The sequence below is a fragment of the Flavobacterium sp. Root935 genome (assembly GCF_001429295.1).
Classification (GTDB): Bacteria; Bacteroidota; Bacteroidia; order Flavobacteriales; family Flavobacteriaceae; genus Flavobacterium.
Genome location: NZ_LMJL01000012.1, coordinates 1366987 through 1393297 on the forward strand (window position 1 = coordinate 1366987; position 26311 = coordinate 1393297).

At 36.6% G+C, this 26311-nt stretch carries 25 protein-coding genes; 4 read left to right on the plus strand and 21 right to left on the minus strand.

Going from position 1 to position 26311, the window contains the following annotated elements; translation table 11 throughout:
• Positions 1-326: 326 nt before the first annotated feature.
• From ASE40_RS20635 to ASE40_RS20660, 6 genes are all read right to left on the minus strand, one after another.
• Positions 327-1607 carry a chloride channel protein gene (locus tag ASE40_RS20635; protein ID WP_057119348.1) on the minus strand — a complete coding sequence of 427 codons (1281 nt, stop codon included), beginning with the start codon at positions 1605-1607 and terminating at the stop codon, positions 327-329.
• Positions 1608-1716: 109 nt separating this feature from the next.
• Positions 1717-2202, minus strand: coding sequence for a hypothetical protein (locus ASE40_RS20640; protein ID WP_057119350.1), 486 nt, complete (start codon positions 2200-2202; stop codon positions 1717-1719).
• Between the two features lie 123 nt (positions 2203-2325).
• Complete coding sequence (locus ASE40_RS20645; RefSeq protein ID WP_057119352.1) at positions 2326-3762, minus strand: TolC family protein; 1437 nt, start codon at positions 3760-3762, stop codon at positions 2326-2328.
• Entirely contained in the window at positions 3752-6958 is a 3207-nt protein-coding gene (locus ASE40_RS20650; RefSeq protein WP_057119355.1) for an efflux RND transporter permease subunit, read from the minus strand. The genes ASE40_RS20645 and ASE40_RS20650 overlap by 11 nt, the downstream gene beginning before the upstream one ends.
• Before the next feature lie 26 nt (positions 6959-6984).
• Positions 6985-8070, minus strand: coding sequence for an efflux RND transporter periplasmic adaptor subunit (locus ASE40_RS20655; RefSeq protein ID WP_057119358.1), 1086 nt, complete (start codon positions 8068-8070; stop codon positions 6985-6987).
• Positions 8071-8229: 159 nt separating this feature from the next.
• Positions 8230-8622, minus strand: coding sequence for a hypothetical protein (locus tag ASE40_RS20660; protein ID WP_057119362.1), 393 nt, complete (start codon positions 8620-8622; stop codon positions 8230-8232).
• A gap of 205 nt (positions 8623-8827) precedes the next feature.
• Between ASE40_RS20660 and ASE40_RS20665 the strand changes: the two genes are divergently transcribed.
• The 4 genes from ASE40_RS20665 (at position 8828) to ASE40_RS20680 (ending at position 14741) form a co-directional block, all read left to right on the plus strand.
• Positions 8828-9238 (plus strand): hypothetical protein, encoded by a 411-nt coding sequence (locus ASE40_RS20665; protein WP_241774396.1) that lies wholly within the window; start codon positions 8828-8830, stop codon positions 9236-9238.
• 243 nt (positions 9239-9481) lie between these two features.
• On the plus strand, positions 9482-10774 hold the full coding sequence (locus ASE40_RS20670; RefSeq protein WP_057119367.1) for a hypothetical protein: 1293 nt from the start codon (positions 9482-9484) through the stop codon (positions 10772-10774).
• Between the two features lie 175 nt (positions 10775-10949).
• Positions 10950-12803, plus strand: a complete 1854-nt coding sequence (gene mrdA / locus ASE40_RS20675) for a penicillin-binding protein 2 (protein ID WP_057119370.1) — start codon at positions 10950-10952, stop codon at positions 12801-12803.
• 630 nt (positions 12804-13433) lie between these two features.
• Positions 13434-14741, plus strand: a complete 1308-nt coding sequence (locus tag ASE40_RS20680) for a site-specific integrase (RefSeq protein WP_057119371.1) — start codon at positions 13434-13436, stop codon at positions 14739-14741.
• Positions 14742-14782: 41 nt separating this feature from the next.
• On the opposite strand, the gene ASE40_RS20685 is transcribed toward ASE40_RS20680, so the two are convergent.
• Genes ASE40_RS20685 through ASE40_RS20755 form a run of 15 tightly spaced genes read right to left on the minus strand, consistent with a single transcriptional unit; the run spans position 14783 to position 26234 of the window.
• Positions 14783-15103: a hypothetical protein gene (locus ASE40_RS20685; RefSeq protein ID WP_057119374.1), complete on the minus strand. Its 321-nt coding sequence runs from the start codon at positions 15101-15103 to the stop codon at positions 14783-14785.
• Complete coding sequence (locus tag ASE40_RS20690; protein WP_057119377.1) at positions 15090-15365, minus strand: helix-turn-helix domain-containing protein; 276 nt, start codon at positions 15363-15365, stop codon at positions 15090-15092. The genes ASE40_RS20685 and ASE40_RS20690 overlap by 14 nt, the downstream gene beginning before the upstream one ends.
• 35 nt (positions 15366-15400) lie before the next feature.
• Positions 15401-15703 carry a hypothetical protein gene (locus ASE40_RS22425; protein ID WP_057119380.1) on the minus strand — a complete coding sequence of 101 codons (303 nt, stop codon included), beginning with the start codon at positions 15701-15703 and terminating at the stop codon, positions 15401-15403.
• Between the two features lie 4 nt (positions 15704-15707).
• Positions 15708-16859, minus strand: a complete 1152-nt coding sequence (locus ASE40_RS20700) for a hypothetical protein (protein WP_082586847.1) — start codon at positions 16857-16859, stop codon at positions 15708-15710.
• A 14-nt stretch (positions 16860-16873) separates the two neighbouring features.
• Entirely contained in the window at positions 16874-17737 is an 864-nt protein-coding gene (traN, locus tag ASE40_RS20705) for a conjugative transposon protein TraN (protein WP_057119383.1), read from the minus strand.
• Between the two features lie 12 nt (positions 17738-17749).
• Positions 17750-19039, minus strand: coding sequence for a conjugative transposon protein TraM (traM, locus tag ASE40_RS20710; RefSeq protein WP_057119385.1), 1290 nt, complete (start codon positions 19037-19039; stop codon positions 17750-17752).
• Positions 19040-19043: 4 nt separating this feature from the next.
• Positions 19044-19295, minus strand: a complete 252-nt coding sequence (locus tag ASE40_RS20715; protein WP_057119389.1) for a hypothetical protein — start codon at positions 19293-19295, stop codon at positions 19044-19046.
• A gap of 6 nt (positions 19296-19301) precedes the next feature.
• On the minus strand, positions 19302-19910 hold the full coding sequence (traK, locus tag ASE40_RS20720; protein ID WP_241774397.1) for a conjugative transposon protein TraK: 609 nt from the start codon (positions 19908-19910) through the stop codon (positions 19302-19304).
• Positions 19911-19934: 24 nt separating this feature from the next.
• A complete protein-coding gene (traJ, locus tag ASE40_RS20725; RefSeq protein WP_082586848.1) occupies positions 19935-21146 on the minus strand; it encodes a conjugative transposon protein TraJ in 1212 nt (403 codons plus the stop codon).
• Positions 21147-21149: 3 nt separating this feature from the next.
• On the minus strand, positions 21150-21785 hold the full coding sequence (locus ASE40_RS20730; RefSeq protein ID WP_057119882.1) for a hypothetical protein: 636 nt from the start codon (positions 21783-21785) through the stop codon (positions 21150-21152).
• A 10-nt stretch (positions 21786-21795) separates the two neighbouring features.
• Positions 21796-22410 carry a hypothetical protein gene (locus tag ASE40_RS20735; protein WP_057119394.1) on the minus strand — a complete coding sequence of 205 codons (615 nt, stop codon included), beginning with the start codon at positions 22408-22410 and terminating at the stop codon, positions 21796-21798.
• Positions 22411-22424: 14 nt separating this feature from the next.
• Positions 22425-23108, minus strand: a complete 684-nt coding sequence (locus ASE40_RS20740) for a hypothetical protein (RefSeq protein ID WP_057119397.1) — start codon at positions 23106-23108, stop codon at positions 22425-22427.
• A 9-nt stretch (positions 23109-23117) separates the two neighbouring features.
• The gene (locus tag ASE40_RS20745; protein ID WP_057119399.1) at positions 23118-25589 is read right to left on the minus strand and encodes a TraG family conjugative transposon ATPase; all 2472 of its coding nucleotides are present in this window, start codon (positions 25587-25589) and stop codon (positions 23118-23120) included.
• A gap of 33 nt (positions 25590-25622) precedes the next feature.
• Positions 25623-25937, minus strand: a complete 315-nt coding sequence (locus ASE40_RS20750) for a DUF4133 domain-containing protein (protein ID WP_057119401.1) — start codon at positions 25935-25937, stop codon at positions 25623-25625.
• Between the two features lie 12 nt (positions 25938-25949).
• Positions 25950-26234, minus strand: coding sequence for a DUF4134 domain-containing protein (locus ASE40_RS20755; RefSeq protein ID WP_223704658.1), 285 nt, complete (start codon positions 26232-26234; stop codon positions 25950-25952).
• Positions 26235-26311 lie beyond the last annotated feature (77 nt).

Consider the following 26311-nt stretch of genomic DNA (forward strand, 5'->3'; position numbering starts at 1 on the left):
TGGCCTCACAAAAGCATAAAACAAATAAGGTATTGCTGAGATGTTTCTTTTGTGTCACAAAGATATAATTTTTAAATTTATGATCTACACTCATCTTCAGAACTGTATATTTATAATTTTTATTCATTTGAGCATTTTTTTAAAATCAGTCTGAGCTAAACAATTCCGGCCAAATAACAATATATTTTCTACATTACAGTACTTCACCTTTTTAATGTCCTTTTTTAAGATATTCATCAAAGGCTTTATCAGGATCTGATGTTGCGTATTCATTTTGCGGTTCGGGAATATATTTGATTCAACCTCAGGAAATCCCTAAAACATATCTAAAGTATTTGATTGTATTTTTTTGTCAAATAAAAATCATACGAATAAACATTGTAAGGCAAAAGCTTTTTTGAAAACAAATAAGAAATTAAACTTCCAAGCAAAATCGGAACAAACAATAAATATCCGTTTGGCAGTAAGCTACATATCAGAACCAAAGAGGTAAAGGGAGCAAAAAGAGAAGCAGATAAGGTAGCCGCTGCCCCTACCAAGGCAAAGTTTAACGGAATTAAATCTGTTCCAAAATAATTGTTACCAATAAAAGCAACCAGTAGTCCTAAGAATGCTCCCGAAACAATGCTTGGTGCAAATACACCGCCATCGCCGCCAGCACCAAGTGTAAGCGAGGCAGCCAGAGGCTTTAGAATAGTGATAATTAATAAGAAAAAAAATGAAACGTTCGGGGTTGTTACAGATTCATGCAGCACCTCACGAAGGGCATCGTAACTGTCACCATATAAGCCTGGAAAAAAGTAAATTAATAGTCCCACAAGTAAAGCTCCTAAATTCACACGCATGAAATTGTTGGAAATGGTTCCGAAGAGGCCTTTTATCCGGGTGACGAGTAGTGTAAAATAAACCGCTAATACTGCTGCAAAAAGACTTAGAATAACAAAATAAGGTAAGGCCTTCCAATTCCAATCTACAATGGTATATAGAAGTAAAGGTTTATTATCAAATAAAGAAATAAATAACCAGCTTACCAGTGCCGAAGAAGTGCAGGCAATAGCCAATGTTTTGCTTATTTTTCTTGCGATAACCTCCAGGGCAAATAGCCAACCAGCCAAAGGGCTGCAAAATAAAATAGCAACTCCTGCCGTTACTCCGGCGCAAATCAATTCTCTCTTGTATACTTGCGCTGACAATCTTTTTTTGTAGGCAAAGTTTCCAATAGTGGCAACAGCTACAACAGTAGATACTTCTATACCAGTGGAGCCTCCAAATATTACCGTCAGAAAACCATTAATATAATGCGAAGGTATTTTAAATAAAGGCAAGTGATCCTTGCGTTGATCAAGTGTTTTATAAATTTCGGTTATTCCTTTATTTTTGCGATTTTTGAATGCATATTTTCTTAAAAAATAAATAGCGGTAATTCCAATAGTTGGCAATAAAATTATTGCTACTGAATAATTACTGACAGCATTAAACAGATAATGTTCAAAAAAATCAGTAAGTTTCTTTAGTGAAAAAGCGAGCAATGCCCCACAGAGCCCAACAAAAGAAGATATAAGTATAAGTTTAAGGTAGTTTCGATGTATTATCTTGCGTCTTTCCATTTAAATTGTGTCTTTTTTATTATAAACAAAATTAGATATTAAAAAGCTAATGTTTTATTTTCTGTTTTTTTAATGTAGAAAAATTAGTCATCAAAGGATTTAACGAATTTTATTGCCAAAAGCGATCGTTCCATTGTTGGCTATTTGGTTCAGGAGAATAGGTTTTTAAACTCGCTATAATTTGATTTGATGGCATCTTATTTCTTATTGATGCGAATATATTTCTCTCTTCAAATCGTATTAGTATTTCAAGATCTTCCTCAATCCTACTTAATGATTTTTCAATTAAAATATTTTTTGTAAAATGTTTTTTTATTTTTCGCTGCAATGTCAATGCTTTTTTTACCAATTCATTTTCCATTCCCAATATTGGAAAAATATGTTCCTTTTCCATCTCGAAATGCGCGGCCAATTCATTGCTGTAATACCAATCCGCATAATTTTTAATTCTGTCAGGGGCAATTTTTTGTTTAATTCCAACCCTGATTGCCCAGCATAGTTCTAATGAATGCTGGTGATCGCTATGTAAAGAGGTAAGTACTTTCTCCAGATTTCCCAAGTTCTCCTTTTTTATAAGTGTTTTTTCTAAATTCATTTTATTTTATCAATTTTCCCGAAGGATTTAATATCTCTGATCTAATTAAAATTATCATTTTGAAGTAAAAAACAGACCTTCCTTTGCGAAGGTCTGTGTTCTGATGGATGTAATTTCAAAATATTAATTCCATCCTCCACCTAACGCTTTGTAAATGGTAACAAAAGCATTTAGTTGTTGTTTTTTGGTTTCAATAAGTTCAAATTTAGATTCCAATGCATCTTTTTGTGTCAGTAAGACTTCCATATAATCGGCTCTTGCTGAACTAAATAAATTATTCGAAATCTGTATCGATTCATTAAGAGCCTGAACCTGTTTCGATTTCAGATCATAACTTTGTGCCGTGTTTTTAATTTTAGATAATTGATTTGCGACTTCAATATACGCATTTATCAAAGTCTTCTCATAATTATAAACGGCCTGTATTTGTTTGGCATTCGCCGAAATATAACTTGCCTTTATCGCATTTCTATTAATTAATGGCGCGACTAAATCACCTGCCAGTGAATAAAATAAAGATTCTGGAGAAGTCAACAAATATTTGGTATTGAAAGCTTCATATCCGATTCCCGCTGAAATTCCTACAGAAGGATAAAATTTAGCCTTAGCTACTTTTATATCCAATTTTGCTGCCATCAAATCCATCTCTGCCTTTTTAATATCAGGTCGGTTTTCCAATAATTGAGATGGAACTCCGGCATGGATCAAAGGCGGAATGATAGTATTAAAAACATCGTCATTTCTGACAATCGACTGAGGAAAACGTCCCAACAGAAAATTAATTTTATTTTCTGTTTGATAAATTTCCTGCTGAATATCAAACTGCAGGCTTTGCGTATTGAGTATCTGCGCTTCAAAACGACGCACAGCCAATTCATTAACTCTCGCAGCTTCTTTTTGAATTTTTACAACTTTCAATGCATTGGACTGAATATCGATATTTTGTTTCACAATTGCCAGTTGGTTGTCCAGCGCTAATAATTCATAGTACGAATTTGCTATTTCGGCAATCAGATTAGTAATTACAAAATTTCTGCCCTCAACAGAACTTAAATACCTGTTTAAGGCTGCTTTTTGTGCATTATGCAATTTGTTCCAAATGTCAATTTCCCATGATGCAGATAATCCAAAACCATAATTCGGCAAAGGATCGGGCGTTTCTTTACCGGGCATAATTTCGGTAGTAGCTTCGCCCGAACCTGTACTGGTATATCGACCAGATTTGTCAAGACTTGCTCCGGCATTAAAGCCAAGAAAAGGCAAATATTCTCCCTTTCTGGCTCTTACTTCACTGCGGGCAATTTCAATTTCCTGCAATGTAATATTTAGTTCCTGATTGTTCTTTAAAGCAATCCCAATCAGGTTTTTTAAATTCTCATCTGTAAAATAATTTTTCCATTGTATTTTGGCAGTATTAACAGTATCCTGAGAAGCATCTGCATAAACCTGCGGAACGGTTTTATTTTCTGTTTTCTCCATTACAGATGGTGCTTTACATCCTATAAAACATAGTAATATAAAAGACAAACCTGCGTATTTTATTTTTTTGTTATTCTTCATTTTCCTGTGTTTGATCGTTTGTTGAAAAATCATGCACATGATGCATAAAATCATCTGATAATGAACTTTCCTCTTCTCCTTTAATTAGTTTTCGGCCTTCGGCCAATGAACCAAAAATGTAATATAATCCCGGAACTATAATTACGCCAAAAATGGTTCCAAAAAGCATTCCACCCAATGCAGAACCTCCAATTGTACGATTACCGATGGCTCCTGCACCGGAAGCAAAAATCAAAGGAATCAATCCTGCAATAAAAGCAAATGAAGTCATTAAGATAGGCCTGAAACGCACCTTTGCTCCTTCAATCGCCGCTTCAAGAATTGTAGCGCCCTGCTGATGCTTGAGAACTGCAAACTCGACAATTAATACGGCATTTTTACCGAGTAAGCCGACCAGCATAATAAGTCCGATTTGAGCATAAATATCGTTTTGCAAGCCCATCAGCTGCAGTATAACAAAAGATCCCAAAAGCCCTATAGGTATTGATAAAATTACCGATAATGGAATAATAAAACTCTCATATTGTGCTGCCAGTACAAAATAAACAAAAGCCAATACGACTAAAAAGATGTATAGCGACTCATTTCCTCTGCCTGCCTCATCATACGAAAGACCTTCCCAGGCAATATCATATCCTTTAGGCAGGGTTTTAGCCGACACTTCTTTAATGGCTTTAATGGCATCTGCAGTTGTATATCCCTTAGCAGGCTGTCCCTGAATGGAAGCTGAATTATACATATTATAACGTGTTACCTCGTTAGGACCTTGTGTCTTTTTAAGTTTCATAAAGGCAGAGTACGGAACCATTTCACCATGATCATTCTTCACAAAAAGATTTAAAACATCTGTCGGAAGTCTTCTGAATTTAGGGTCCGACTGTACGTACACTTTGAAAAAACGGCCAAACTTAATGAATCCCTGCTCGTAGGTACTTCCTATCAAAATATTAAGGTTTTCCATCGCTTTTCCGATAGAAACTCCTTTTTGCATGGCCAAATCATTGTTAAACTCTAATTCATATTGCGGATAATTGGCGGCAAAAAAAGTAAACAATCCGGACAGTTCTTTGCGTTTGCTTAGCTCAGACATAAAGTTTTTATTGATTTTATCAAACTCCTGATAATTGGTACTTGTCGTTTTATCTAATAAACGCATAGAAAAACCTCCTGAAGAACCAAAACCCGGAATCGCAGGTGGTTCAAAAAACTCAACTACTGCTCCAAGATTTCTTGATTTTTCTTCAAGCTCCTGCATGATTTCTTTAACAGAATGTTTTCTGTCTGACCATGATTTAAGGTTGATCAAACAAGTTCCCGCATTAGATCCACGTCCTTCAGTCATGATTTCATAACCCGCTAAAGAAGAAACAGATTCTACACCTTCAACATCTTCACAAATTTTCTGAAGCCTGTGCGCCACTTCATTTGTTGTTTCCAAAGTTGATCCTGGTGGTGTCTGAATAATTCCGTAAATTGTTCCCTGATCTTCACTTGGAATAAACCCTGAAGGCAGCACCTGATTCTCAACAAATATCGCCACACAAAATCCGATTAAGATTAGAAAGGTCAGCCATCTTCTGCTTACAATAGATTTCAAAACAATTACATATTTGCCTGTCAGTCGTTCAAACCATCTGTTAAAGGCATCTAATGATTTGGTCAGGATGTTGCCTTTCTTTTGTTTACCATGATTATTTTTCAATAAAATAGCACAAAGAACCGGAGTAAGTGTAAGCGCAACTATTGCTGAAATTATAATTGAACTCGACATAGTAACCGAGAATTGTCTATAAAAGGTACCTACTGGTCCGGTCATAAATGCAATTGGAATAAAGACAGCAACCATAACCGCCGTAATAGCAATAACGGCACCTCCAATTTCGCCCAATACCAATTTTACGGCATGGTACGGTGTGATATGAGGAAACTCTTCAAACTTGGCATGGACGGCTTCAACGACAACAATGGCATTATCTACCACAATACCAATAGCCAGTACCAATGAAAACAAGGTCACTAAGTTTATGGACATTCCAAACATCTGGATCACAAAAAAGGCACCAATTAAAGAAACCGGAACTGCAATAATAGGAATTAGTGTGGAGCGCCAATCTCCTAAGAAAACAAATACAACAAGTGCCACTAATATAAAAGCATCACGCAGCGTGTGCATTACCTGATCGATAGAAGCATCAAGGAAACTTGATACGTCATAACTTATTTTATAATCCATTCCGGGAGGAAAAGTAGCTTTCATTTCCTCCAATTTGGCTTTTACATCATTGATAACATCACTTGCATTACTTCCATAGTTTTGTTTCAATACAATAGCCGCAGAAGGATGGCCGTCTAAGTTGGAATAAATATCAAAAAATTCGCTTCCTAATTCAACTTTTGCAATGTCTTTTAAATGAATGCTCTGCCCTTCTGCATTGGCTCGGATAATGATATTTTCATATTGTTTGGGTTCATTGTATCTTCCTTTATAGGTTAAAACATATTCTAAAGATTGAGCTGAAATACCCGAACTTTGCCCTAATCGGCCAGGACGGCCAATGATACTCTGTTCCTGTAATGCTTCCATAACTTCTTCTACAGAAATTTTGTAAGCTCTCATTCGGTCTGGATTTAACCACACCCGCATGGCATATTTACGGCTTCCTAATATTTGCGATCTTGCTACTCCTTTTACCCTCGAAATTTCAGGTATCATTTTTACATTAGCATAATTATAGAGGAATTTTTCATCCATACTTTTGCTTTTCGAATACAAGTTGACATACATTAGCATACTGGGCTGGATTGGCGTGATAACAACTCCTTCACGCTGAACCAATTCGGGCAATAATGGCATTACCTGATCTACCCTTGTTTTAACCCTGATAACGGCCTGATTGGGATCTGTTCCGGGTTCAAATATTATTCTGAGTGTTGCTTCTCCGGCGCTTGTTGCATCTGTTGCCATATAACGCACACCCTGAACTCCATTAAGAGAATTCTCTAAGGTAATCAGCGTTGATTTTACCAATACATCTGCACTGGCTCCCGGATACGCTATAAATATATTTACTGTTGTTGGTGCAATCTGAGGGAATTGCGATATAGGCAGCTGCTTTATGGCGAGTGAACCTATAAAGACAATTACAATCGAAATTATAATTGCAAAAACGGGTCTATGTATAAATTTATTAAACATGTTTTTTTAATTTTTTGAAGATTCGATTATTCTGCATATAATTCTAAATGAGACAATACCTCTTGAGGCTGCACTAATTTGTAGTCTATTTTTTCATTCTCTTTTACAAGTCGAAGACCTTCCAGAAGTATCTTGTCATTTACAGACAAACCTTCCTTTATTACAAATAAGTGAGGCATCTCTGCCATGACAACAACTTCTCTTGATTTTACAGCATTATCTTTATCAATTACATAAACATATTTTTTATCTAAAACTTCGAAAGTGGCTTTTTGCGGAATCAGCATTGCATTTTTTAATACAATCGGCATTTCGATACTGCCGGTTTCGCCGTGTCGCAATAATCTTTTTGGATTAGGGAAAGTAGCTCTAAAGGAAATATTTCCGGTTTCATTGTCAAAGTCGGCTTCAATTGTTTCAACTTTGCCAGGATACGCAAATCTCTGATTATTGGCCATTAAAAGATTTACTTTCATTTTATTTCCTTTATCTGCCTGGGTCTGATAATCTAAGTACTCAGATTCCGGAACATTATAATAAACCCACATTGAACTGTTATCTGCCAATTCTGTCAAAAGCTCGCCTTCATCAACCAGACTTCCCTGACGAACGTGAAATTTGTCTATAATACCATCAAATGGCGCTCTAATTTCAGTAAATTGTAAATGAACCTGGCTTAGGGACATTTCTGCATTGGCTTTTTCCAGTTTTGCTTTTGCCATTGCCAGTTCTCCCGGAGCAACAACGTTGCCATCAGCCAGCTTTTTAGTGTTTTTATATTCAATCTCAGCAAAACTTACTTCTGCTTTAGATTTTTTTAATTCGGCCTCATATAAAGTTGGCATAATTTTAAAAAGTAACTGGCCTTTTTTTACCGCCTGGCCTTCATCAACATAGATTTTTTGTAAATATCCGCGTTCCTGGGCTCTGAGTTCAATATGCTGGATGGAGTGAATTTGGGATACATATTCTTTAGTTATTGTAGTATCTTTTTCCATTGGATTGGTAACTACAAACTTAGTTTTTTCTTCTTTCGCTTCTTCTTTTTTAGAGTTGCAGCTTGTATGTAATAGCATAGCACACATACTTAGAAGCATGAGGATTCTCTTCATGATAATTTAAATGTTTAAAGGGAAATTTATTTGATTTTTAAAAAGTCTTAAAACAAGACAGTACAAGTTCTGATCCTTTTGTTACAGTAGAAAAAAACTACATGATACAAAGGATAAAACATACATTATAAGTAAATTGTAATACTTAAGGATTAAAAATCAAATCCTGAAAACCTGAAGGAGAATGTATACTTTATTAGAAAGTAAACTAAAAGTTTTGTAGTAATTTACCTTTTTAGTAAAGGCAACGCTGCGATCAGCTAATTTAGTACGACCTAAAAAATTTAAAAAATAAGTGCTCTTTGAAAGCTGTTTTCCAATAGCAGAAAAGTTTTCTTCTGTTTCTTCATTGTCAAGAAGACAAGCTTTTCTTTTGAATGTTTGGAAGGACTGGCCTTTATCCAAATAGTGTTCTGTACTCGAAATTCCTTTTATAGGAAATAACAATTTTACGTGGTGATGAGGAAAATGGCAGACCTGCGAGCTGACATTATTATGTGAGCCCAGCAGAGTGATAAATAAAAGCAAAAATTTAATAAACCATTTTTTCATAGGATTTACAAATTTAGCAAACGGTATTATAATTACAATGAATAAAATTTATAAAAATATGAGAAATGATATTTTAGAAGTTTTTACTACTTCAATTTCAAGATATCATTTTTTTTCTGTACTCCCAATATAAATTCCTCAATGAAGTATAAATTGATGACTTTGTCAAAGAAATGAAACCCGCTTTTTAAAAAAATCTTTATCTTTGAATCCAAACAAACAAGCCTTTCTTTTCAAAATCCTAAACCTGCAAATGAAACAATATAAGTTCACAGCTGTTATTTTACTGTTTCTGCTCGCTTTTATAAGCGGGTCCGGATTCTGTAAACAGGCTGTCGAACCCGCTGTTTCCCATACTAAGGTAAACTTTTTTTCCAGCGAAAAATATAAAATTTCACCTATAACCTTTGGTCAGGCTAAAGAGTCTGACTTGCATTTTATAGTTAAAAAGAAAGTTAAATACCGTGCTACAACGTCAGAAAGCAGTACTTTAAAAGCACCATACTTTACTAAATTAGTACACTTTAAAATTTTCAAAAACCGCTTAATATATGGTATTGCAACTACCTATCAAATTCAGCGTCATACCCATCTGCACCTTTATCAGCTTTTCTAAAGTTATACTTACCTCATTTTAAATTCAGAATTTTTCTATTATTTTCTTTAATATTTTTTAAAGGAATTTCCTTTTTATTATAGAAAACTATGACAAATTGGCTTTGGCCTTTTCTAAATAAAAACACATCCAATCTTAGGGCAAAAACCTGCGTTGTGACTTTCATCTATAAAAAAACTGAATATCACAAATGCCATTTTAGAATAATCCCAAGACTTAAAATTAATAAAAACACCCCTTGTCATGAAAAAAATTACCCAAATCATCTGTGTTCTTTTAACAGTTACAAGTATGAACGCACAACAGGAAAAAGGAATCATTGGTTACACAAACTGGCTAAGCAATTGGTCTGAATTCAAGCCTCATAAAGTAGAGTATGGAGAAGCTAACCAGATTTTAGCAGGAAATATATCTGTTAACACTAAACTGCTCAAAAGGAATATTTATGTTTTGCAAGGAAACGTTTATGTTACTAACAATGCTGTTTTAACTATTGAACCCGGAACTTTAATCATTGGCGATTTTGAAACCAAGGGTACGCTGGTAGTTACAAAAGGTGCACAGCTTATTGCAGAGGGTTTAGAAACAGACCCAATTGTATTTACTTCAAACCGCAGCCTGAAAAAAGCAGGAGACTGGGGAGGTATTGTACTCCTTGGCGATGCGCCAATTAATAAATTTGGAAATATTGGCTCCTACAACCTGGATCTTGATCCATCCTTAACTACTTACGGAGGTGATAATTCAGTATCAAATTCTGGTATTTTAAGATTTGTAAGGATCGAATTTGCCGGAAAAAATATTAAAGGTGCTGATGCTTTCAATGGTTTGACAATCGCAGGTGTTGGCAACCAGACAATATTAGAAAATATAATGGTTAGCTATTGTGGTGGTAACTCTTTTGCTTTCTATGGAGGTGATGTAAATGCTACTAAATTTGTTTCCTATAAATCAATTAATGATGATTATAAATTCACTCAGGGAGTTCAATGTCGTCTGTATAATTCACTGGCTGTTAGGTCTTCTTATTTGTCAAGCAACAAAGACGGATCACGCTGTTTGGAGTTAAAAGGATATGAAAATAAAAATGAAACAGATTTTACTAAAAAACAGACTTTAGTTGAAGCTGCTAATATTACAGTGCTAAATGACAGCGACAACATTAATGCTGATATTCAGTCAGGTTTGGTAAAAGAAGCTATTTACATTGCTGAAAATGCTTCGCTTGAAATGAAACGCAGTGTGGTTTCGGGATTTAATCCTGCGGTTTTATTAGATGGTAAAACTCAAATAAATGACACTAATCTTAAGAAAATCATATTTGAAGAAATGTACTTCAATTTATGTAACGGAAACATACTTTCAGAAGGAAGTAGCAATAACGAAGATTTGGAACACTGGTATGGCAACAGTTTATTTTTTAATGTCCATTCCAAAAGTGATAATAAGGAAACCTTTGTGGACATATTTGAAGCTAAAAGACCCGATTTTAGATTACAATTAGGAAAAATTACCGCTTCAAGCAGCAACAAATAATAAAGAAGCATTGTATGTATCTTATGGAATATAACAGTTAAGTTTTTTTTCCATAAGATATTACTTTAATATAATCCATTAGCCTCATTGATACAATTAATGCAATAGGCTTACTCTTTATGTTATCCCCAAATCATAATTTCAATATCCTAACCTAATCCTTACTGTTTTTACCTTGAGAAAATCACTATTGCCCATTTTAGTTATAGCATTCACCCTGATCTTAATTGCAAGAATATTTTATTTACAAATTTTAAATGATTCCTTTAAATTAAAAGCTGAAAATAACTCTATAAAAATTGAATATGAAATACCTGAAAGAGGAAATATATATGACAGAAATGGAAAATTACTGGTAACAAATCAGACTTCTTACGATATTATGGTTGTTCCTCGGGAAGTCCAAAATATTGACACCTTAGAGTTCTGTAAATTATTAGGAATTAGTAAAAATAATTTCATAAAAAGTATAATCAAAGCAAAAAAATTTAGCACTCGCCTTCCCTCTTTATTTCTTGCTCAATTAAATCATAGCGAAATTTCCGCTTTTCAGGAAAAAATGAGAAACTTTCCAGGATTTTACTTTCAAAAAAGGATGCTAAGAAATTACGAAGTCAACTATGGAGCAAATATATTCGGTTTTATAACACAGGTAAATGAAGAATCATTAAGAGAACACTCGTATTATAAAAATGGAGATTTAACTGGAAAACAAGGTATTGAAGAAAGTTATGAACGGATCCTTAGAGGTACAAAAGGGGTGAAATATTTTCAAAAAGATAAATTTAATAAAAAAATTGGTTCTTACAAAAACGGAAAATATGACACTATATCTGTTAAAGGTTCTGATATTAATTTGTCCATTGATGGAGAATTACAAGCTTATGGGCAGCAACTCATGATAAACAAAAGAGGCGGAATTGTCGCTATTGAGCCCAAAACCGGGCAGATATTGGCTTTGGTAACTGCGCCATCCTATGATCCCGCTTTATTAGTTGGAAGGTCTAAATCAAAGAACTACACAAAGTTGTACTATGATTCAATTGCAAAGCCTTTATACGACAGGGGGCTTTTAGCAGAATATCCTCCAGGCTCACCTTTTAAGATACTGACTGGTTTAATCGGTTTGCAGGAAGGTGTTATCTATGAAAGCACAACTTTTATTTGTAATCATGGATTTAGTTATGGAAGAGGCAGCTTTATGAAATGTCATGGATCGGGCCCTCACCAGCTCAATAATGGAATTTATAATTCATGTAATACATATTTTGGAAATGCTTATATGCTTACTATAAAAAAATATTTAAAACCATCTGAGGGCGTTGACATATGGGGTAATTATTTAAAAAGTTTTGGCTTAGGAAATTATATGGGCTATGACTTACCAATTGGAAGAAAAGGTAAGATTCCAACATCAGAAACTTATAACAAAATTTATCCAAACAGGAAATGGAAAAGTACCACTATCGTATCAAACGCTATAGGACAGGGTGAAGTTTTAATGACCCCCATCCAACTCGCCAATATGATGGCGGCTATAGCAAACCATGGCTATTATTATACGCCACACATAGTGCGGAAAATTACCGGGCAAACCATTGACCCAAAATTTACAACAAAACATATAACTACTATTGATGAAAAAAATTTCCTTCCTGTTATTGATGGGTTATTTGATGTATATAATTACGGAACCGCTCGTGGTCTGAATGTTTCAGGAATAGATATTTGTGGAAAAACAGGTACTGCAGAAAATTTTGCAAAAGTAGATGGAAAACGAGTTCAGTTAGAGGATCATTCGATCTTCGTTGCGTTTGCCCCAAAGAATAATCCTAAAATTGCCATCGCAATTTTAATTGAGAACGGAGGTGCAGGCCGAACAATTGCCGGACCGATAGCAAGCCTGATGATAGAAAAATATCTTAAAAGAAAAATAAGCCGAACTGATTTGGAGATAAAAGTTCTGAATACCAGTCTAAAAAATCAATACGATCTTTCTCTTAATAAAAACAAGATTTATTTAAATTAGATTAGAAAACAACTAAAGTAACTATCACGAATTAGAAAAATATTTGGTGTCAAATTGATCTATTGGAACAAATGGAGTTGATACTTTTTTTGCGACTGTCACCAGAGCTTTAATTTCATATTGCGAAATATCCTGTATTTTTAATATATTTGTGATACAAAAAAAGAATAATACTACTGTCTGTTAATTCGTTAGTATTTAAATTTTGTGCACGATTTAATATTGAAATAGCAAAAAAAATGAATTTGGTGCAGAATCGGTGCACAGAGGTTCAAGACATAAATAAAAGTGGCATATACAGCGGTTTCAGGCGTAAAGTTCGAATCCTGCTCTCCCCACCAAAAGGGTAAAAGAAGCCAAAACGAAAGTTTTTCAATCTTTTCAAAAACCCATAAAAAACGTGGTAAAACCTGCAAATCCTAGGATTCGCAGGTTTTTTTGTTTTATACTGCTTTTCAAATTTTTTAAAACCGCTCAAAATTTCTATGGCAAAATCGTGGCACTTTTATGTGCTGGGAAAATGTGCCACAGAATTTAAAACAATCCCTTATAAACAAAGGGGTTAACGAGGTTAACGACTTGTTTTTTTGATGCTATAATTCTACATTTATTAATCTAAAAAGCTGAATTATGTTAGAAAGCAGTTTTGGGTTAGTTTTCTTTTTGAAAATACCCCGCAATGAGAGTAAAATTAGAACGGTTTATTTCAGAATAACCGTAGACAGCGTTCCCAAGGAGGCATCCACTAAAAGAAAATGGGATATAACCCGATGGGACCAAAAGTCCGAACGCGCAGTAGGCTTAAAAGAAGATGCAAAGTCTTTAAACTTCTTTCTGGATTCACTGACGTTAAAAATCAATGAAATCAAAACAGAAATGATGTATAGCGGCAAAATTATAACCGCTGAAAAAATTATGGACCATGTCCTTGGAAGAATAGCTCCAAAAATTAAGGTATTAGAAGAATTTCAAAAACACAATGAAGAAATGGAGGCCCTTCTGGGAAAAGGTTATGCGAAAGGCACCCTGCAGAGATTTACTATTACTAAAAACCACTTAGCAGCTTTTATTCAATTTAAGTTTAAAAGAGATGATATGGAATTTACAGATTTAAATCTTGAGTTTGTAAAAGACTTTGAGTTTTATCTAAGAACTGTCCGTGACTGTAGCAACAACACCACGCTTAAATACATCGCAAATTTCAAAAAAATTGTGATTAGTGCCATTGATAAAGAAATTATTAATAAAGACCCTTTTAAAAACTTTAAGGGAAGAAAAACTAAAATGGTAAAGAAGCCGCTGACCACGCAGGAATTGTACGAACTGGAAAGGCATTATTTTACCACGGACAGGCTCAATGTTGTTAGAGATGTATTTGTATTCCAGTGCTACACCGGACTGGCTTATATCGATGCATACCAATTAAAAAAGACTGATATCAAAAAAGGTATTGACGGAAACCTGTGGATTATGTCTGAAAGGCAGAAAACCAATTCATCATTTAATGTCCCTCTTCTTCCTCAGGCACTAAAAATAATTGAAAACTACAAAGACCATCCTCTCTGTATTCAGCGCGGTACGGTCCTTCCCGTTTCTTCAAATCAGAAGATGAACGAGTATCTGAAAGAAGTTGCAGTATTGTGCGGTTTTCCTTTTACGCTCAACACGCATATGGCCCGTCGGACTTTCGGAAGCACGGTAACCCTAAATAATAACGTCCCTATTAATGTAGTGAAAGAACTGCTGGGTCATGCATCGGTAAAACAGACTGAGGCATATGCTATAACTGAGCAGGCCACAATCGGACGTGAAATGTCCATTCTGAATAAAAAACTCAATAAAACTGGGTCCAAAATGTCTAAACCTGATTTGGCGGTTCTCAGCAGGCTCGAAAAGGAAATTCAGGCAATCAAAAAGAAATACAACATTTCTTCGTGATAAATAATTTCAAAATATATTAAAACTCAAAAGAGACTACCTCAAATATTTTGAGATAGTCTCTTTTTATATAGTTTAACTTCGCTCTTATAACCTGGATGATAAGATGGAGTATACTTGATGTATCCTAAATCCTGAAGCTGTTTAAAATACTTATGATAAGTCGGCAGCGTATTGACATGTGACAGCTCCATAATTTTACTGCGGCTGACTTTAATCCTTCTTCTCTGCCCCTGCCTATACCCTAACCCTAATATGGCTGTTAAAATTGATAGATGCCAGACATTAAGTTGGGGATCATCAATGTACATGGATAAGTAGTTCATAATATTTCTCTGTTTTAATTCATTATCTTTTTTCATCTGCAAAAAGTTTTTCAAGATCTTTTCTATTATAATAATACGAGCCAAGCACTTTTTTGAAACGGACTTTTTGGCTTGTTCTAAGATTCTGAACTGAACCTGCTGAAATATCAAGCAGTTTTCTCACTGCCTTGCTTTTAAGCCATTCAGGTTCCAAAGGTTCTTTCTGTCTGTAATTCATTTCATAAAATACAGCTTGTATTTTATCTACTAGAAGAAGACCAAACTGTCTCAGATCTTCCTTGGTTACAATTTCATTCATAGTACAATTTCATAAAATTATTAATTGCAGAATCTTTAGATATCCGCATTAGCTGAAGACAAAAAGTATACTTCACTGCCACGATTTTTTTTAAAAGATGGTCTATACTTTATGTATCCATACTGATGAAGCTCTTGGACACATTTATGATACGTATTTGCTGAAGAAACTTTAGCAATAACAATAATCTCCGAGCTGAATACAAAAATTGGATTAATAAAGCCCTTAACGGATCTAAATTGTAATAGAGCTGCATAAATGGCAATATGCATCGGACTAATCCGGTAATCATTCTCTATTGCGGTGAAAAAATCCGATAAAGGCTTTAAGGTCTCCATAATTTTAAAGTGAAGGAGTTTTTCTTTTCTTTATTTTATTGTCTTTCTTCCCTGAATCCCCTTCATCTGAATCTGGATTTTGTTTTTGATCTTTAGAAACTGATTCTTTTTGAGATTCAGCCTTCTTTTCTTCCTTGCTCTCTCGATGGTTGATTCGCTGGAGATTTGTATCATAAACATTAACAGTCTTAAACTGGGGATTTGCCTCAACATACATTTTACTTTCAACACCACCGACAACAAAAGTTGCCGACTGAAGATTTCCTTTCTTTAGTGAATTCAAAAGATCTTCTTTATACTGCGGCGTATTCAGTTCCTTGATTGAATGTTTTGCCAGACTTGCTTCCAGATCATATCCGTAGTTCTGATGGTATTGGTTCAGCTTAAAATTACCATTGTCAAATTGTTTAAAGTCAATTTTAAGCCAGCAATTATAGCTCTCCCCTTCTTTGTTTTTAAGATCTTTATTGACAGATCTGCCTTCCATCAAATTATAAGCCTCCTTCATTGTAATGCTGGCGCTGTCTTTGTTGATGTAGAAGGTCTGTTCCAGACCAGGTTTGTTTTCTTCTTTCTGAAGATTGACATGATAGGAATTAAAAAAATACATATCTGTCTGCTCAGACCTTTTGAAATTTAATTCTACAGTTATGGTATCCTTATTTGGTAGACCATTGTTCATAATGCCGGTGTGCATGATTTTAAAATCCTTATCTCCCTTCATTATGTTCTCTCGCAGTTCAGCATCGAACGTTTCTCCAAATCCAGTATATTTCAACTGGTCTTTCAGGTATTCTAAATTTTTCTCATTCATTGCATTTTCATTTAAATTGTTTCCTAAAAATTCTTTCCTTTCTCTTGCCCATTCGGCAAATCCAGTCAGTTCTATTGCTTCATTTTCGGAAGTATTAATTCCGCTTGCTAAAACTGCTCTTAAGTCAGCTATAATCTCTTCTATCGGCACACTTTTATAATAGTCTGCATCTGTGGTCATTTCATAGCAGTATTCTTTTGCTTCCAAAGCATTTTTAAATAACTCAATTGAATAGGTATCTGTTACCAGATCAGTATTAAAAGCAGCAAATCGATGGCCGTTATAAGCCATTTCCTCGGCAAACGACAGCATCATTTCAGTATCGGCCAGATTGATAATCATAATCTATTTTAAAATTAAAAAGTGTCAATATTGAATTCTGTAATCGGAAATACCTTATCAGTCAGACTATTACTTATATCTACTTCCAGATGTCTTCCGCCGTTTTTTTCAATCATCTGAATCGTCAGATACTTATTCTCAGGGATAGTAAATTTCTGCAGGGCATAGACTTTTATTATTTCAGATTTATAAGGAATTACAGAATACGATGAAGTTGCATACAAAGGCTCCAATTCAATTTCCTGTGAGGCAGTCCGTTTTGATTTTCTCTTATCCCTGATAAAAAAACGAAACTGATCAATATCGTAGTTAATCTTTGATTTGTTTTCAAAAACAACACGCAGATACAAAACATCCTGCTGGATAAAGATGCCGTTCACCTCCAGTCTGATCTGATACTTTGATTTTTTTAGACCACTGATTTTTTTCTTTTTGGAATATGCAGCCAAAGCACACTGTTCAATTCTTTTCTGATTTTCGTTTTCTAAAGAAAACAGCACATCCCTGCTTGCAGACACTGCATTTTCAGCCTTAAAATTTAAGTCCGGGCAGGAATTGTCGTAATTCAGTATAAAAACGTACAATTTCCCGTCAGAAGTTACAACTGTCAGATTGGTCTGAAAAAAATGCTGTTTAGCAGCTTTTACAAGTAGTATATTCTCAACTCCTTTTGCTTTCTGTACAAGCACTTCTGCGCTCCCTTTGTCAATGCTCTTGATTGGATAAGGGAAAACGATGCTTGTGGTTTTAGAAAAACCTACTTGTAGATTTTTATACTGGTCTTCGTAAAAGACTGTTTCCCTTGCGTTTGACTGTGGATTAGCTGAAACACAAACCAGCAGAAAGCTGATTAAAAACAAATAATTCGCTCTTTTCATATTTTCTCTCTTTTAAGGTTTTAAATTCTTTTGTTTTTCATCATACAGCAGCACCTGATACCCTGCCTTTACAACCACTTTTATGAGTTTTACCTTTTTGCTCATAAGACTTTTAGCAGCCTCGATACCCATACCTGCGGCCTGTGCACCCCATGAATCCGAAATCCCGGCAAGACCGAGAGTCTGAATGGATCTGTCAGCTGATGCCTTAGCCACATCCCTGTTAATCGCTCCGGGAATATAGATGCCTTCAATCCCGTCCATATCATAGACAGCCAGCTCGACGGGAAATATCGAATTATTGTACTGGATGTTTGTGATTTTTACCTCCAGCCTCTCTCCTTTTAAAGCCGCCATACCATACAGAAAAGTATTTCTGGGTATCATTGTTCCTTGGAGAAAAATATCATTCGTAAGTCTTAATTTAACCACCGAGCCATTGACAATAGTCTGCGTCTGATGCACAACTGCTTCAATAGAATTTTGTATTTCTTCAGCAGGCTGCGAGTCGTCCAGAGAATAAAATTCATTTGTTTTCAAAGAGCTCTGCAAATCGGCATTCCGCTGAAGTGAGCTTATGTTATTCTCTGCTTCTTTTTTCTGTACTGAATATATTTTGCCTTTTTTGCTGTCAGATGTCTGCTTAAGCCTTTCCTGCACGCGCTGCGGATGCTGTATATCCAAAATATTTTCCAGCATACCGCCTAACTGCTGAAGTTCCGGATCAGGTTCCTGGGGCGTGCTCATCGTCGACATTAGCCCTTCAAGTTTTTTAATCTCTTCTGATTCTCCACGAGAAGTGCCGTAATTTTCAAATTCCCTCATGTCCTGACCGTAACTCGGGACTGCAGGCTGGCTGATTACTTTTTCAAGAGCTCTGAGCTTTTCATAAACTTTCTGCTCATTATGGTCCTGAAAAGACTGAGAATTAAAAGCCGATCTGTTTCTTGGAAGCATGCGGGATTCAAAATCATTTGTGGAAAAAGAATCTGCTTTATCTTCCGACACTTTATTATCACTATAGTTAGGATCTTTTTTTATCTGCTCGCGCAGTTTTATCGAATCAACTGCCGCCTGATCATAATAGCTCATCTTATCCAGTGCTGAATCTTCTTTAAATTTAGGCAGCGGCAGATTGAAATTGAATCCTTTCTTTTCGTCGTTCCCTGCCATCTTGGATTCCATTCTTCCGCCGCCTAATGAATAAAATAAGAATGTCAAAAATGGAAATGTTATAAGAGGCAGCATTAAAAGCATCTTTCTCTTTTTAGACTCCTTTGGAGAAACTATCTTCTCTTGCATAATTTTATTTTTTCAAGTTGATTGTCTTAATTTTTGAAGCTGCTAGAACCTCAGCTTCTTTATAAAATGTCCTATACAGGTTATAAATTAAATAACCCGATGTCAAAACCGTAAAGAACAGAAGTCCCCAGATCAGTTTTGTTTTAGAGAACCCATCTGTGGCTCTCTTCATTTTTTCTGCCCATCTTTTCTGCAATAGCAGATAATACTTGTGATACACAAAAGGCTCAGTCTGTCTTGTAAAAAAGGATTTCATAAATCTCTATTTTCTGGTTTCTGCGGAAAGATCTTTGTTTTCAATCGTATTAAACCGCTCGATAAGAAAACCATGCGGATTATTATCGCTTCTTGATACATTGCGAAGCGCACCTTCTGTAAGCAGGCTTCTTTTCAAAATACTGGTAGTACGGATAATGTTCTGTCTGGCATAACATCTAAAACGGTAGGGATATTCTCGGATATAAATACTCACACTGTCGATCTGGATGGTCTGGCTGATATTTCCTGATATAATACCCGAATAAAAATTGTTTTCCTTCAGGTCATCATAAATACGTTTTGCACTGTCGTCTGCCAGATATAGCGCTTTTGTGATATTGGTTTTAATGACCTTATCATCAGGATCAAGGGTAAAGAAAAACTTGTGAAAGGTTTTCACATGGTCCCTTGCTTCAACAGCAATGTTATCTTTTCTTTCCGAAGCGTAAGCTTCCAGCGCTTTGCCGTTTGCCAGAATATATACTTTATCCTGCATAAGGCTCACTGTCTGGAAACTTTTATAGACAGCATAGCAGCTTATTATGATGCAGCCTGCAATTACAAGCATCGTGAAACCTCTTACATATCTAAATGCCGTATCAATGTTTTTCATTTTGGTAAACATATGCTCCTTTTATTAAGTCCGTTTAGAATTTCCTTTAAGCCTGTCATTCATATAGTTTCCTTTATCAGTAAAATAAGGACTGCTTCCTGCTGTCGCAGCCATGCTGCTGGTCATTCTCCGATCCGCATCTCCCATTGCATCAGCAGCCATTCCAACCGCATTTGATGAAGTTCTGACAACAGTATTAGCTGAACTGCCAAACATGCTTGTCACTTTATGCCCCAGGGCTCCTCCTCCGCCTGCGTGAACAATATAATTGGCAACAGAAGGCACCGTAAAATAGCCTATGATACCTATTATCATGAAAATTAAATATGACATATCGGTCCTGCTGAAAAAAGTATCTCCTGTAGCCTGCACCTGCGAGAGGTCCAGCTTGAGCATGAGCTCCTGAATCTTTCCAATTATGCTTCCGAATATATTGGCCACGGGAAGCCACAGGTAAATATTGATATATCGGGCAAGCCACACAGTGAGCGTGTGCTGGAAACCGTCAAACACAGCTATTCCAAATACCAGCGGCCCTAAAATGGAAAGCACCACCAGCTGAAATGTCCGAAGGGTGTCAATGCATAAGGCGGCGGCTTCAAACAAAATCCTCAGCACCTCGCTCAGCCATTCCTTAACCGAATTTCGAAAACTGTAAGAAGCTTTTTCCATGGCAAATTTCACATCATTGCCTATGCCTGCGAGCATGCCCTCATCAGATGGATCGGCACCGTCATGCGTATATTTATACCATCTGTCACGATCACCCGTCCCGGCAGCCCCGACATACATCTTCCATGGATCAGTTTCTTTAATTGCTTTTTCTTTCTCTTTAAGCAGAACAGCAACTGCATTGTTAGAGCCTGTTACCATAGCAGCAGTAGCTGTAACAGTTGGTTTCATTACTCCGTTAATAAGTGCCAGAACCGACGGAAAAATCATAATGCAGAATCCTATAACAAAGGGACGGAAGAGCGGATAAAAATCAATGGGCTCGGTACTTGCTATATGCCTCCACACGCGTGAGGCGATGTACCATATAGTTCCAAAGCCTGCTATTCCCTGCCCTACTGCTATAAGATTAGAACACAACGGCATCATTTCATCATAAAGCTGGTCTAAGACCCCATGAAGACTACTCATATCGTCACCTAGTCCCTGTGCTGTTATTCTGCAGGGATGCAGTAATATGATAAGCATCACACAAACTGCTTTTTTGTTTAATAGGCATTTCATACTCTACTCTTTAAATTCCTGAAAACTCTTTGAGACATAAACATCATTTTTCTCTTTTGATCTCTGAAGAGCCAGCACATTAGATGAGGCATTAAAGTTTCTTAAGAAAAGCAGATTATCCTGCATCTGCTCATATATATCGTCAACGGCTTTTAGCCTCTCATCATCCGACATCCTTAGCTTATCAGCTGTTATGACCATCGTAAGTTCATCAAGATTTCGCAGGCTCTCATCAAGCAGGTTTCCGTAAACTTTCTCAAAGTAATTTATTTCCTGTCCGCTGAAATTTCCGTTTTTTATAAATCGGTTCATTCCGCTGCGGCTTTCCTTGACGATTGAAATCTGATATTCCACTATCTCTCCTACCCTTTTGTAATTCCTCACAGCCGGGCTTACTTGCATAAGTGCATCTAGAAAAGTTTTATGAAGGCTGAAGTTTCCTTCAGTCATTTCTTTCACCGTTTTGTATCCACCAGAAAGCAGCTCGTACCCCTTTTTCATGTCACTTAGAATTTTCTTGAACTGGGAAAGCTTTTCAATATTCAAAATCAGCTGCTGAATTTCTGCTGACTGCGCTTTTGATTTATCCGGAGTCAGAAATAGGCAGCTAAATGCCATAAACAATACTATCTTTTTCATCATCGCAAGTTTATAATCCGTACAATTCGCTTAATCCTTTAGAATCCTTTTTATCGGCAGTTTTTGATACAGACATCAGTCTGGCATCCCTGCTGAAAGAAAGACAGAAATTATAATCCTCCAGCATAGTTTTGTGAAGGAGATCAATGCGCTCGAGCCTCTGGTCATCTTTTAGCCCTAGTTCTGCATCGGTCGTAATAACAAGTAGCTGGTCGAGAGTCTGGCTGCAGTTCTGAAGCAGTTTCTTAAAAGACCTCTCGATGTATTCCAGTTCATTACCATGAAACAAATCAGCAGTTTTGAGATCTGACAAAGTCTTGCTGCAGAGTTTCATTATTTTAAACTGCATGGAGATGATCTGGGCAGTTTTATAATAATTCCTAACCTTTGGATTGATTTTTAAAAGTGAGGTAAAATAATCACCGTGCAGGCTGAGTTCACCTTTTCTGGCATCCCCTATGAAATTGAGTCCTTTTGATACTGCCGAATATCCTTTCTTTGCATAGTCGATATAAACCTGAAGCGCCGCTATTTGAAGGATCAGTTCCTTTCTCTGTTTTGCCTGCCCGCTCATACCTTGATTAAAAACAAAGAGCGTTATTAGTATTAAAGCTGTCTTTTTCATGTTTTTTTATTGAATTATGGAATTCCGTAAAATTGTTTCACCCGGTTTACATCTGCTTCTGTTTTGGCCCTCTGAAGACTCAGCAGTATGTTCTGCTGGTTAAACATTTTAAGGTCATCGTAGTTCTCATCAATCTGTTCAGCTGCCTTGTTGATGATTTCAAGACGTTTGAGATCGCTCATTTGGGTGGCAAAAGAATCCAGAATCAAAAAAATCTGGTCGATATTCTTCACACTTTCCTCGAGTATTCCTGTATAAACGCGCTCCATATACTGGATTTCGCTGTCTTTAAAATGGGTATCCTGCTTAAAAAGATTCCAGGCTCTTTCATATTGCTGAACAAGCTGTGTCTGCTTTCTGGTAATTTCTTTTATCCTCTGGTAGTACGTAATAATTGACTTTACTTTTGCCAGCTCTTCATAGTAGCCTTTGTAAAGATCTTTCTGTTTCTGGGTCCAGTCTGAGATCTCATCAAGCTTCAATTTCGATAGTACATTTTCCACCTGCTTCTGTGCATTCTGAAGCCAGATGGTCTTATTCTGCAGTCTTTGGATTCGAAGATCGATTGCTTTAATTACTTTCTTGGTTACTGCTTTTACAATCTCAAGTATCGGCAGTACCGCTACTTTTTCAGCAGGTCTCGCCGAGGTGCTTACCAGCAGCAGGCAGACCAAACAGACAATTAATTTCTTTTTCATTATTCCTTTTCATTTAATTCCATTTCTCATATTCTGAGCCATTGCGGCTATTCCTTTCTTTATGTCCCCGCCAAACTTCTGTGCATAGGCATTCATTTTGACTTTCTCGCTTTCCTCCGTGGTATAGGCCAAATATTCCTCCAGTGAAACTTCGGTCCTGTAGACCTTTGAAAGCATCCCTCCCAAAGAGATAAACACTTCTTTGTATTTCTTGGCTGGGTCATTGGCTTTATTTACAGAAAGTACAAGTGCTTTTTCTTTGTCTGTAAGTCCCAGCAGCTCCTGAATCTGGTCAAACTTATTCTGATATTTGCTCTGGTCAAGAAGGATCTTGCAGTCGCTGTTATTGATAATTGCCTGCTTGACCACTGGTGAAGAAATAATATCCTCCACCTCCTGAGTTACCACTATTGCTTCCCCGAAGAATTTACGCACTGTCTTAAAAAGATATTTTATATAATCTGCAAAACCCTCCTTCATCAGTGCTTTCCATGCTTCCTCAATGAGTATCATTTTTCTGATCCCTTTAAGCTTCCGCATCTTATTTATAAAGACTTCCATTATTATGATGGTCACTACAGAAAAAAGAATCGGATGATCTTTGATATTATCCAGCTCGAAGACAATAAAACGTTCTTTTAGAAGATCCAGATTTTCAGTTGCGTTCAGCAGATAATCAAACTCTCCTCCCTTGTAATAAGGCCTGAGCACATATAGAAAGTTATTCACGTCAAAATCCTTTTCTTTTACCTTGTCGCTTTCCAAAATAGAAATAAAATCATCTTTTAAAAATTCATAAAAAGTATTAAAGCAGGGAAATATCTCTTCATTAGAATCCAATTTCTCGTAATATAACTGCAGGGCATTGGAGAGTGCTACATACTCGCTCCGGTTAAAGGTTTCGTCGTCTTTTTTCCAGAGTGCCAGCAGAAGCGTTTTAATGCTCTCTTTTTTCTCCGTATCCAGACTGTCTCCCTCTGAAATATAAAATGGGTTAAAACGGATAGGATTCTTTTCATCATAAGTGAAATAATATCCGTTGACCATATCGCAGAGTCCCTTATAGCTGTGCCCAACATCCACCAGCACGATATGGGTACCCTGCTCATAATAACTTCTTACCATATGATTGGTAAAAAAGGATTTGCCGCTTCCAGATGGCCCCAGTATAAATTTGTTTCTGTTGGTACAGATGCCCATCTTAACAGGCTCATCGCTGATATCCACATGAACTGGTTTTCCTGTCAGCCTGTCTCCCAGCCTCATGCCGCACGGACTCAGCGAAGATCTGTAGCCGGTCTCCATATTCAAAAAACATACTGCCTGTTCGGTGAAGGTATCAAAGGTGTCATTCATGGGAAAGTCAGCTGCATTTCCCGGAATTCCTGCCCAATAGATCTGCGGAGCCCCGACTGTTTCCTGTTTTGCCGACGCATCCATCTGAGCCATCGCAGAAGATATTTTATTTTTAATCTCTTTCAGTTCTTCCTTATCCGTGCTCCAGGCCAGTACATTAAAATGCGCTTTAACCGGAAGCCTCTGCTGTGATACTGCTTCGTTCAGGAAATCATTCGTCGCATCTCTTGCAATCATGTTCTCCCTGCTGTAAGCCGATAGCGACTGCAGTCTGAGTCGCTTACTTTCAAGCTTCTGGATGGTCTTCTGTGAATCCTCAATGAAGATATACTGATTGTAAATATGACTGCAGGATAAAAGCTGGCCGAGCGTTGAAGCAAAACCAACGCTGAATTTAGTCTTATCGGTCGAATAGCGGTCAAAATTGATTCTTGATCCGCATAATCCAGGCAGATCAGCCGCATCACCAAGTGTAAAGAGCTGGCAGTGTTTATCCCCTACTGATAATTCTTCGTCAAATCTTATATCCTTAAAAACGAATGAATTTTCCTGCTCTGATAAAAAACAGTACTTTTCCACCAGCCCGATTCTTCTGCTTTCGCTTCTGAGCGATTCATTTTGCAGACGCTCCAGCTTTATAAATCCGCTGTCTTCCATAATTCTCTTAAACTGGCCGCAGGTATCTGTAAAATCCTGCAGCAGCTGCGGTTTTAATGTTTCCACCGGCACTATGGAACTTCTAAGCAGATTAGAAAACAATGAGGTTGCATTTCTTCTTCCCGCTGGTTTCTTGGTCAGCATGATATAGCAGCAATGATCCAGAAAAGGTCTTTCGTTGAAGAAACGCTCGCTGCTTCTGGTCAGAAAACTGCTGTCTTCACTTGAAAAATCTGCCTTGTACGAACTTTCTAAAAACCAGTCCTGCTTATGAAAAACACAGAATTTCGGCAGTACCTTTATAGCCTTTATCCACGACTGGTGGAAAGCTTCATATTCCTGATCCGACATTGTAAATATTTCAGGCAGTTCAGCCTTAAATACAATGGTTACATCTCCTTGTTTTGACAATATGCAGTTATGCTCCACTGCCATAACCGGCAGCATATTTTCCATCCTCTTCTCCATCCTTTATACACTTTTATCATTTACGCCCTACAGCTATAACTTCATAAAAACCGCTCTGCTGTAAACTTTAATCCACTTGGGTACCTGTTTTTTAGCCAGAGCCTTCATCATGCCGTATTCTCCATAAGTATTGCTCATTTTGTATATTTTAAAAACAAGAAAACCTCCTGCCGTTCCAATAAAACCAATGCATATAAGGGAAGGAACTCCAATTATGTACAGGACAGCAAACAGAATCATAAGACCTACAGCACCTCCGCCCAAATACCAGATGTACTGCGCTTTAAGCCCCTTAAATTCTATACTCTGATTGATTCCTTTATTGATCGAATAAACGCTGTTACTCATCTTCTCTATCGTTTAGACCCCGAAAAAGGATTTAATGACCGTAGCGACTACCACTAGAAACACACAGCTTCCAAACCAGGCAGCTGCGACTTTTCCTGTATCAGGATCTCCGGCATTCCATTTCTGGTATACTTTTACTGCCCCTATCAGCCCGAGGATCGCTCCTACCGCATACATTAATTCAGTGCCGGCATCAAAGTAACTTCTCACTTTCTGGTTGGCTTCATTTATTCCCGCCACACCATCCTGGCTGTAAATAACATTACTAACCAGAATCATCAGGAGCGACGATCCCATAGCTCTAAATCGTCTAAAAAGACTTTTTAATTTCCATCTGCATTTTTTCATCACACATCATTTTTAAAGTTATTCTT

What these genes read in the sequence shown, in the direction of transcription:
- ASE40_RS20635 (WP_057119348.1), bottom strand. Translation starts at nt 1,607, where the DNA reads ATGGAAAGACGCAAGATAATACATCGAAACTACCTTAAACTTATACTT.
- ASE40_RS20640 (WP_057119350.1), bottom strand. Translation starts at nt 2,202, where the DNA reads ATGAATTTAGAAAAAACACTTATAAAAAAGGAGAACTTGGGAAATCTG.
- ASE40_RS20645 (WP_057119352.1), bottom strand. Translation starts at nt 3,762, where the DNA reads ATGAAGAATAACAAAAAAATAAAATACGCAGGTTTGTCTTTTATATTA.
- ASE40_RS20650 (WP_057119355.1), bottom strand. Translation starts at nt 6,958, where the DNA reads ATGTTTAATAAATTTATACATAGACCCGTTTTTGCAATTATAATTTCG.
- ASE40_RS20655 (WP_057119358.1), bottom strand. Translation starts at nt 8,070, where the DNA reads ATGAAGAGAATCCTCATGCTTCTAAGTATGTGTGCTATGCTATTACAT.
- ASE40_RS20660 (WP_057119362.1), bottom strand. Translation starts at nt 8,622, where the DNA reads ATGAAAAAATGGTTTATTAAATTTTTGCTTTTATTTATCACTCTGCTG.
- ASE40_RS20670 (WP_057119367.1), top strand. Translation starts at nt 9,482, where the DNA reads ATGAAAAAAATTACCCAAATCATCTGTGTTCTTTTAACAGTTACAAGT.
- ASE40_RS20680 (WP_057119371.1), top strand. Translation starts at nt 13,434, where the DNA reads ATGTTAGAAAGCAGTTTTGGGTTAGTTTTCTTTTTGAAAATACCCCGC.
- ASE40_RS20685 (WP_057119374.1), bottom strand. Translation starts at nt 15,103, where the DNA reads ATGAAAAAAGATAATGAATTAAAACAGAGAAATATTATGAACTACTTA.
- ASE40_RS20690 (WP_057119377.1), bottom strand. Translation starts at nt 15,365, where the DNA reads ATGAATGAAATTGTAACCAAGGAAGATCTGAGACAGTTTGGTCTTCTT.
- ASE40_RS22425 (WP_057119380.1), bottom strand. Translation starts at nt 15,703, where the DNA reads ATGGAGACCTTAAAGCCTTTATCGGATTTTTTCACCGCAATAGAGAAT.
- ASE40_RS20700 (WP_082586847.1), bottom strand. Translation starts at nt 16,859, where the DNA reads ATGATTATCAATCTGGCCGATACTGAAATGATGCTGTCGTTTGCCGAG.
- traN (WP_057119383.1), bottom strand. Translation starts at nt 17,737, where the DNA reads ATGAAAAGAGCGAATTATTTGTTTTTAATCAGCTTTCTGCTGGTTTGT.
- traM (WP_057119385.1), bottom strand. Translation starts at nt 19,039, where the DNA reads ATGCAAGAGAAGATAGTTTCTCCAAAGGAGTCTAAAAAGAGAAAGATG.
- ASE40_RS20715 (WP_057119389.1), bottom strand. Translation starts at nt 19,295, where the DNA reads ATGAAATCCTTTTTTACAAGACAGACTGAGCCTTTTGTGTATCACAAG.
- traK (WP_241774397.1), bottom strand. Translation starts at nt 19,910, where the DNA reads ATGAAAAACATTGATACGGCATTTAGATATGTAAGAGGTTTCACGATG.
- traJ (WP_082586848.1), bottom strand. Translation starts at nt 21,146, where the DNA reads ATGAAATGCCTATTAAACAAAAAAGCAGTTTGTGTGATGCTTATCATA.
- ASE40_RS20730 (WP_057119882.1), bottom strand. Translation starts at nt 21,785, where the DNA reads ATGAAAAAGATAGTATTGTTTATGGCATTTAGCTGCCTATTTCTGACT.
- ASE40_RS20735 (WP_057119394.1), bottom strand. Translation starts at nt 22,410, where the DNA reads ATGAAAAAGACAGCTTTAATACTAATAACGCTCTTTGTTTTTAATCAA.
- ASE40_RS20740 (WP_057119397.1), bottom strand. Translation starts at nt 23,108, where the DNA reads ATGAAAAAGAAATTAATTGTCTGTTTGGTCTGCCTGCTGCTGGTAAGC.
- ASE40_RS20745 (WP_057119399.1), bottom strand. Translation starts at nt 25,589, where the DNA reads ATGGAGAAGAGGATGGAAAATATGCTGCCGGTTATGGCAGTGGAGCAT.
- ASE40_RS20750 (WP_057119401.1), bottom strand. Translation starts at nt 25,937, where the DNA reads ATGAGTAACAGCGTTTATTCGATCAATAAAGGAATCAATCAGAGTATA.
- ASE40_RS20755 (WP_223704658.1), bottom strand. Translation starts at nt 26,234, where the DNA reads ATGGGATCGTCGCTCCTGATGATTCTGGTTAGTAATGTTATTTACAGC.